The sequence below is a fragment of the Xenorhabdus bovienii genome, from assembly GCF_024721015.1.
Classification (GTDB): domain Bacteria; phylum Pseudomonadota; class Gammaproteobacteria; order Enterobacterales; family Enterobacteriaceae; genus Xenorhabdus; species Xenorhabdus bovienii.
On record NZ_JANAIF010000224.1, the window covers coordinates 1 to 1160 of the forward strand.

Sequence of the window (1160 nt, forward strand, 5' to 3'; positions counted from 1 at the left end):
GTGGCAAAGTTTCGACAACGGAAATGTAAAGAATGCGGCGAGCGGTATGAACCAGAACGGCAATTACAAAATACCTGTTCAATCCAATGCGCAATAGCCAGAGCCAAAAAGCAGGAGCAGAAAAACCGAGAGGAGTTAGAGCGACGACGAAAGAAAGATAATGAAATCAAGCAGAAGTTAGCCCGAGACAAACTCAAAACCAGACGCCTAGCAGTAAAACCCCGCAGTTATTGGATTCAACAAGCCCAGCACGCAGTAAACGCCTACATCAGAGAACGAGACAGAGACCTGCCGTGTGTCTCCTGTGGCACGTACACGTCGTCTCAATGGGATGCAGGTCATTACCGGACGACAGCAGCAGCGCCACAACTGAGATTCGACGAGCGCAATATTCAACGGCAGTGCATTGTCTGCAACCAGCACAAATCCGGCAATCTGGTTCCGTACAGAGTGGAGCTAATCCGGCGCATTGGTCTGGAACCGGTTGAGGCTATCGAATCGAATCATGATCGCCATCGCTGGACGATTGAGGAATGTAAAGCCATCAGGGATGAGTATCGGCAGAGGCTCAAGGAACTGAGACAGGAGGCGGCATGACAATTGATGCATGGATTGCCATTGGCTCATGGGCGATTTTCACGCTCATCTATCTGCCGTGGCAAATAGTGCGACATAGAAAGCGAATAAAAGCCATTAGTGCAATCAGAAAAGGCGTGTTCCTGATGAGGAAATACAAAGCGCTTAAGGAGCTAAACAATGGTGTTTACCGACCTATCCGCAGCAGTCGAGGAAGCGCGCTGGTTGAGAACCAAATCTAGTCATCACCATCGTTGCGTCATACAAAAACCCAATGGGGAGATGGTTATCAGGGAGGAGCGGAAGATCAAAACAAATTGCGTGATGTATACGACACGTCACGATAGATATCACACAGTATTGCCGGAGGTGAGATAGGATGAATTTAGAATCACTACCGAAATATTTTTCACCCAAAACAGCCATGTTTAGTGACTCTCCAGCCGCAACTGCTACTGATTCATATTCAATTACCGATGTCATGGCCTCGCTAGGATTGGCGTCCGCTCAGGCGAGGATGGGTATTGAACTGTTTTTGGCGAAACATGGGATCAATAAACCCGATGAAGCAGTGGAGAGTCTCT

3 protein-coding genes are annotated in these 1160 nt (G+C 48.3%); all 3 read left to right on the forward strand.

What is annotated here, in order from left to right; genetic code table 11:
• Positions 1-597 (forward strand): recombination protein NinG (locus NXS07_RS20195; protein WP_258087533.1); only part of this gene is annotated, 597 nt, incomplete at its 5' end.
• Entirely contained in the window at positions 594-818 is a 225-nt protein-coding gene (locus NXS07_RS20200) for a hypothetical protein (protein ID WP_038218152.1), read from the forward strand. The genes NXS07_RS20195 and NXS07_RS20200, both read left to right, overlap by 4 nt.
• Before the next feature lie 137 nt (positions 819-955).
• The coding region (locus NXS07_RS20205) for an antitermination protein Q (RefSeq protein ID WP_258087534.1) at positions 956-1160 on the forward strand (205 nt) is incomplete at its 3' end.